Raw genomic sequence first — 6,386 nt, 5'->3', positions numbered from 1 at the left:
GAAATTTTAGATGAAATGCTCTACTAGTGGTGGTCCGGTTGATGTCGCCTATCTGCGGCGACGTCACAACCAACTAGACCATAAGCCCCATCCATCAAGAAGGCCGCATACCTGCCCCAGATAACCGTTACGCTCCAAGTTTAGTGAGATCTTGCCCCATCCGGACCCCCGGTCCAGCCCGGACGATCTTCGCCCTGCCACGGCGACGTCACAACCAGCTAGACCATAAGCCCAACCCATAAAATCCCCGCACTCCTCCAGATGCCGCCCATCATATTTCGAAGGACTCATACCCCCATCCATCATATGATAACCAAATGACCGACAGAGACTCCGGCATCGACCCCCTGACGCTGATCCTCGCCCTCCTCATCCTCATCGGGATCATCATCGCCTTCTGGCCCCTCCTCGACGCCGTGGTGCTCGCGTTCTCCCTTGCTGCCGTCCTCGTCCCGTTCAAGCAGCGCCTGGCCGGCCGCTACTCCTCAGACCGCACCGCCGCCGTCATCATCACGACACTCTCCTTCGCCGTAGTCTCAGGAATACTCGTCCTGACGGCGGCGATCATCTACACAAACATCGACTACATCTTCGGCATGGCAAACACCATCATCCGCTGGGTGCAGACCTTCCCCGGCGCCGGCGCCCTCTCCCCCGAGATGCTCGCGGGAACCCTCCGGGCCGTCGTCGGTGCCCTCCGTGCCTACATCGAAGACATCGCCGGAGACCTCCCCATAATCCTCTTAAAGGCGTTCATCTTCTTCCTCGCGCTCTACCTCTTCGTCCTCTCCGGCGATCACGTTGCGCGGGAACTCCGGTCGGTCCTCCCCGGGCGCCTCGCAGCCTCAGTGAACAGCCTCTCAGGAAAGACCGTCGACACCCTCTACGCCGTCTACATCGTCAACGCCCAGGTGGCACTCATCACCTTCCTCGTCTCCATCCCCTTCTTCATACTCTGGGGCTACGGCCACGTCCTCTTCTTCTCGGTCCTGATGGGCATCTTCCAGCTTGTCCCGTTCCTCGGACCCCAGCTCCTGATCATCTTCCTTGCCATCTACGCCCTCGCCTGCGGCGACATCCCCGGAGCCGTCGCGATGCTTGTCGTCGGCTACCCCCTGATATCAGGGTCCGCCGACTTCTACTTCCGGCCCAAGATGATGGGGAAGCGGACGGCAATCCATCCCGTCCTGATGATGATCGGCCTCTTTGGGGGGCTTGCGCTCTTCGGGCTCCTCGGGGTGATCCTCGGCCCGCTCTTCGCCGCACTCCTGGTCTCCGCCTACGAGCTCCTCATCGCGCAGCTCCGGTCCGGGAAAGAGGAGGCGACGGCGGCCAACGGTCAGGGGTAACTATATCCCGCGCTCCGCCCCCTTCCGGAGCATGCCTGCCCGGAAGCAGCGGTGGAGGAGGAGCCTTCCGGCCGACCTCATGGCCGGGACGACCACCGCCCTCGTCGGCATCCCGCAGGCGATGGGGTTTGCCATCGTCGCCGGCGTCAACCCCGTCTACGGCCTCTACACCGCCACATTCGCGACAGCGATCGGGGCACTCCTCACCGGCTCCTCCTATCTCAAGGTGATGCTCTCAAACATCCTCGCGGTCTCGATCTACTCGGTTCTCGCCCCCATCCCGGAGGCCGACATCCCCGCCACCCTTTTTGTCCTGACGCTCCTTGTCGGGGTCTTCCAGTTCGGGTTCGGGCTCGTCCGGGCCGGCAGCCTGACCCGGTTCATATCAAACGCCGTCCTCACCGGGTTCATCATCGGGGGGGCGCTTCTCATCATCCTCGGGCAACTCGGGAACCTCACCGGGTACGAACTCGAGAAAGGCGGGATCAGGATCTTTGCGGCGGCCGACCTCCTCCGCCACGCGGGCGATATCAACCCCCAGGCTCTCGCGGTCGGCCTCCTCACCACCGGGCTCGTCCTTGCCTTCCGGCGGGTGCCGCACCTCCGCACCGCTGCCCTGCTCCTCCCGATCATCATAGCGACCCTCATCGTCCGGGCCGCGCAGATCGAGGTCGCGCTCGTCAGCGATATCAGCACCATCCCGGCAGGCCTCCCCGCCCCCGTCATCCCCGACCTTGCCCTCGCACCCAGGCTCCTCGTCCCGGCGCTCGCCCTCGCCATCCTCGGGCTTGTGATGGCTGTCGGAGTCACGGAGAAGACCCCGGAGCCTGACGGGACCATCGCCGACGTGAACCAGGACTTCCGGGGGCAGGGGATCACGAACATCCTCACGAGTCTCTTCCAGTGCGCACCGGCGAGCGGGTCACTCTCGGCGACAGCACTCAACGTGAGTGCGGGGGCAGAGACCCGGGCAGCAAACCTCTTCTCAGGCGTCATCGTCGGACTGCTCATCCTCCTTGCAGGGCCGCTCGCGGAACTGATACCCCTCCCGGCTCTCGCCGGACTCCTGATTCTCATCGGGGCAGAACTCATGTGCCGGCCTCACGAGATCGTCTGTATCTGGAAGTACTCCCGCTCCGGGCGCTGGGCGATGGTTGCAACCTTTCTCTCCACCCAGGTGCTCCCGCTCCAGTACAGCATCTACATCGGCGTCTTCCTCTCGCTTGCCATCTACCTGGTCACCTCCACCCGGGAGGCCTCCGTGGTACGCCTCGTGCCGGTGGGCGGAGGGATGTTCCGGGAAGAGCGGGCGCCTGACCGGCTCCCGGAGGGGCAGGTCACCGCCCTCTCGATCTCAGGCAACGTCTTCTTCGCCACACTCCAGGCCATCGAGCGATCGCTCCCGTCCCCCGAAGGAGCGAGGGGCGCCGTCGTGATCCTTGCCCTCCGGGGGCAGGTCGAGGCCGGGACCGGGCTCTTCCGGATGCTGGAGCGGTACGCCCGGCAGGTTCACGCCCACGGGAGCCGGCTCATCCTCGCTGAGGTCGACCCCGGGCTCCTTGCGGGCCTCAGCGAGACCGGAGCGACGGAGGTCATCGGCCCGGAGAATATCTTCGTCGCGACACCGGTCATCGGCGAGTCGATCTTCGAGGCTATCCGGGCGGCCGGCAGGTGAGGCCCCGCCTGGAAAACTCTTTCTTCCGGAAAGCCCCAATACCTGTTCTGTGGATATGACCGGCGAAAGTCTCTCCCCCCCGGCCCGCATCGCGATCGTCGGAGCGGCGGTCGTCATCGTCCTCGCAGGGGTCAGGGCGGCCACGCCGATCCTCGGTCCGTTCCTCGTCGCGGTCTTCTTCGCTATGATCACCGCGCCCGCCATGGCGTGGATGACACGCCGGGGGGTGCCGCCGGTCATCGCCGCCGGGACGGTGGTCGCGGGGCTCATCGGAATCCTCGTCGGGGCGGCCCTCTTCCTCGGGGCGGCCCTCACACAGTTTCTCCTCTCCCTGCCCCGTTACCGGGCGGCGCTCGAGGCGCAGGCGGCCGCCCTCGCCAGTTACGGCATCGACCCCGGCAGCATCCGGATCTGGGACTACATCGACCAGGGAACAGTGGTCAGGGAGGTCGCCGGACTCGCCCGGCAGGTCGGGAGCATCGCCTTCGACGCCTTCCTTGTCTTCATCGCTATCGGGTTCCTCCTCCTTGAGGCGCCCCGGCTCGCATCCGGACTCAAGCGGCACCTCGGGGCGGAGAGCCCCCTCTACCGGCACTTCTCGCAGTCGGGCCGGCTCCTCATCGACTACGTTGTGGTTAGGACCAAAGTGAACCTGGTCACCGGTGTCGGGACCGGGCTCTTCCTCTACATCCTCGGGGTCGAGTTCGCTGCGCTCTGGGGGTTCGTCGCCTTCGTGCTCAGTTACGTCCCCTACATCGGTCTCGTCGCTGCCGCAATCCCGCCCACGCTCCTCGCCCTGGTCGGGATCGGGCCGGCGGGCGCGGTCACCGTCATCATCGCCATCGCCCTCATCGACGCCGCCGCCGAGAACCTGATCTTCCCCCAGATCGCGAGCCAGGGGCTCAACCTCTCGCCGTTCGTCGTCCTCTTCTCCGTCGTCTTCTGGGGCCTCATCCTCGGGGCGGTCGGGGTCTTCCTCGCCATCCCGCTGACGATCGCGGTGAAACTCTTCCTCGAGAGCTGGGATGAGACACGGTGGATTGGTGAACTGATGGACGCAGGGGACCGGCGGGAGTAGGCCGGAGGCGTTATATACCCCGTGATATATCCTGTGCCGGATATTATTCAGGAGGGTATGTATGAGCGATCTGGTTGTCATCGCCTACGATGGCGAGGATACCGCGTTCCGGGTCAGAGACCGGCTGGTCAGCCTGACGAAGGAGCACGTCATCGAACTGGAGGACCTGGTGGTCGTCGTCCACCACCGGGACGGGAAGACCGAGATCAAGCAGTCCACCGATCTCGCAAGCCTGGGGGCGCTCTCCGGCGCCTTCTGGGGGCTCCTGATCGGCCTGATCTTCTTAGCGCCGATCTTCGGGCTTGCCATCGGCGCTATCGCCGGCGCACTCGCCGGACGCTTCTCAGACTACGGCATCGACGACAAATTCATAAATGAGGTCGCGGAGAGCGTCGGCCCGGGCAACTCCGCGGTATTCCTGCTCATCAAGAAGATGACGCCTGACAAGGTTGTCGACGCCATCAGGGACTATGGAGGCCATGTCATCAGGACGTCGCTCTCTGAGACAGAGGAGGCGAACCTCCGCGAAGCGTTCGGGGCCGGAGTACCGGCAAAAGCAGAAGTGCCGCCGCCCTCGGCGTAAGCGGGAATACGAGGGGGGTTATCTGCACGGAGCAGGACGGTTGCGGGCACTGATATCAGGCTTGAGCGGTGGTGATGCCGGGGATAGGGCCGGGGCAGGCAGGAGGACGTTTAACGATGCACCGTAACATATGGATGTATGAAGAGACCCTTCGGCCTCTACCTTGCCTACCTCTTCCAGTTCCTCATCGCCGCAAACATCTTCATCGCCCTCTCGCTCGGTGAGTACTCGCAGGTCTTCGGCGGCGTCCTTGCGCTCGGCCTGACACTGGTCCCCGCCATCGTCACCCGCCGGGGGAACATCACGCTCCCCTGGGAGATCAACCTCCTCGTCGCCCTCTCGCTCTACCTCCATGTGGCGGGCGGAGTCAGGGGGTTCTACGAGATCTACTACCCCTACTACGACAAGGTCGCTCACCTCATCTCCGGGATAACCGTCTCGGTGCTCGCCTTCGTCGCAGTCCTGCTCCTCGACCGGTTCAGCAGGCTCAACCTCTCCCGGTGGATGATCGTCGGGTTCATCATCATCTTCGCGATGGCGATGGAGGGGTTCTGGGAGATCTATGAATGGCTGTTCGACACCTTCCTCGGGACAAACCTCCAGCACGGCCTCGACGATACCATGCTTGATATGATCTTCGTCCTCATCGGGGCGGTCATCGTTGCACTCACCGGGAACCGGTACCTCTCAGAGTTCTCAAAAGAGGAACTCACCGGGAAGATGGTCCCAAAAGAACCCCGGAGAGAGTGACGGGCGGACATCACCCCCGGGCAGGGAACCCTTTTTTACCCCGGCGACCTACCGGTGATCAGGCAGACAGCGATCCCATGCGCTATTATAAAGACATCATATTCGAAAAGCCCGTACCGGAAGAGATCCGGCGGCTCGGGCTGCTCCCGGCAGACCTGCACTTTCACACCCGCTACTCCGACTCCGCCACCCGCGTTCGGGACGCACTGAAACTCGCGGCCCGGCGGGGGATCGGGCTTGCGATCACAGACCATAACGAGGTCGGCGGGGTGCTTGAGGCCGGGCGGCAGAAGAGCCGCGTCCCCCTCATCCCAGGGATCGAGGTCAGCGCCAACGACGGCCCGCACATCCTCCTCTACTTCTCCGCGGTCTCCGACCTCGTCGATTTCTACAGCCACCATGTCGAGAAGAACCGTAGGACCGGCCCCTTCACCGCGATACGCCTCGACACCGCCGGTATCCTCGAGGCGGGCGAGGGCTACCCCTGCATCACGGTCGAGGCGCACCCCTGTGGTTACGCCTTCCTGAACCGGGGAGTTCAGCGGTGCGTCGCCGGGGATTACATCGGCAAAGAGGTCTTCTCCCGCCTCGACGCACTCGAGGTCATCTGCGGCGGGATGGCCCGGTCCCACAACCAGAAGGCGGCCGAACTCGCCACCACCCACGGCCTCGGCCGGACGGGCGGAACCGACGGCCACCTCCTCCATGAACTCGGCGGGGTCGTCACCTGCGCAGAGGCCGATACCGCAGAAGAGTTCCTGGAAGCCGTCCGTAGGAGAGAGACCGTCATCATCGGCCACGAGCGGCCGCTCGTCGAGAAGGCGGTGATGGGGACCGCGGTCCTCCCGCACCACCTCCCCTACACTGTCCCCATCCTCCAGGCACGCTGGGAGCAGAGCCTCCCCAGGATCAGAAAGTTCGTCAGGGCCCGGCTGAACGGGTGAGCGGCCC

At 64.3% G+C, this 6,386-nt stretch carries 6 protein-coding genes; all 6 read left to right on the top strand.

The genetic code is table 11. The annotated features are described in order from the left end of the window. Positions 1-317: 317 nt before the first annotated feature. The 6 genes from BP858_RS07480 (at position 318) to BP858_RS07455 (ending at position 6,379) form a co-directional block, all read left to right on the top strand. Positions 318-1,349, top strand: coding sequence for an AI-2E family transporter (locus BP858_RS07480; protein WP_074176013.1), 1,032 nt, complete (start codon positions 318-320; stop codon positions 1,347-1,349). A 31-nt stretch (positions 1,350-1,380) separates the two neighbouring features. After that, complete coding sequence (locus BP858_RS07475; RefSeq protein WP_062266174.1) at positions 1,381-3,024, top strand: SulP family inorganic anion transporter; 1,644 nt, start codon at positions 1,381-1,383, stop codon at positions 3,022-3,024. Positions 3,025-3,079: 55 nt separating this feature from the next. Next, a complete protein-coding gene (locus BP858_RS07470; RefSeq protein WP_214166392.1) occupies positions 3,080-4,102 on the top strand; it encodes an AI-2E family transporter in 1,023 nt (340 codons plus the stop codon). Between the two features lie 61 nt (positions 4,103-4,163). Then, positions 4,164-4,685, top strand: a complete 522-nt coding sequence (locus BP858_RS07465) for a DUF1269 domain-containing protein (protein ID WP_062266179.1) — start codon at positions 4,164-4,166, stop codon at positions 4,683-4,685. Between the two features lie 138 nt (positions 4,686-4,823). Continuing rightward, positions 4,824-5,435: a hypothetical protein gene (locus BP858_RS07460; protein ID WP_286879201.1), complete on the top strand. Its 612-nt coding sequence runs from the start codon at positions 4,824-4,826 to the stop codon at positions 5,433-5,435. Between the two features lie 77 nt (positions 5,436-5,512). Next, a complete protein-coding gene (locus tag BP858_RS07455; RefSeq protein WP_214166390.1) occupies positions 5,513-6,379 on the top strand; it encodes a PHP domain-containing protein in 867 nt (288 codons plus the stop codon). The last annotated feature ends 7 nt before the right edge of the window (positions 6,380-6,386 follow it).

This window comes from Methanoculleus sp. UBA413 (genome assembly GCF_002502935.1).
GTDB lineage: Archaea > Halobacteriota > Methanomicrobia > Methanomicrobiales > Methanoculleaceae > Methanoculleus > Methanoculleus bourgensis.
Note: the sequence above shows the minus strand (reverse complement) of the source record. Positions and strands in the feature narration are given on the sequence as shown.

What these genes read in the sequence shown, in the direction of transcription:
- BP858_RS07480 (WP_074176013.1), top strand. Translation starts at nt 318, where the DNA reads ATGACCGACAGAGACTCCGGCATCGACCCCCTGACGCTGATCCTCGCC.
- BP858_RS07475 (WP_062266174.1), top strand. Translation starts at nt 1,381, where the DNA reads ATGCCTGCCCGGAAGCAGCGGTGGAGGAGGAGCCTTCCGGCCGACCTC.
- BP858_RS07470 (WP_214166392.1), top strand. Translation starts at nt 3,080, where the DNA reads ATGACCGGCGAAAGTCTCTCCCCCCCGGCCCGCATCGCGATCGTCGGA.
- BP858_RS07465 (WP_062266179.1), top strand. Translation starts at nt 4,164, where the DNA reads ATGAGCGATCTGGTTGTCATCGCCTACGATGGCGAGGATACCGCGTTC.
- BP858_RS07460 (WP_286879201.1), top strand. Translation starts at nt 4,824, where the DNA reads ATGAAGAGACCCTTCGGCCTCTACCTTGCCTACCTCTTCCAGTTCCTC.
- BP858_RS07455 (WP_214166390.1), top strand. Translation starts at nt 5,513, where the DNA reads ATGCGCTATTATAAAGACATCATATTCGAAAAGCCCGTACCGGAAGAG.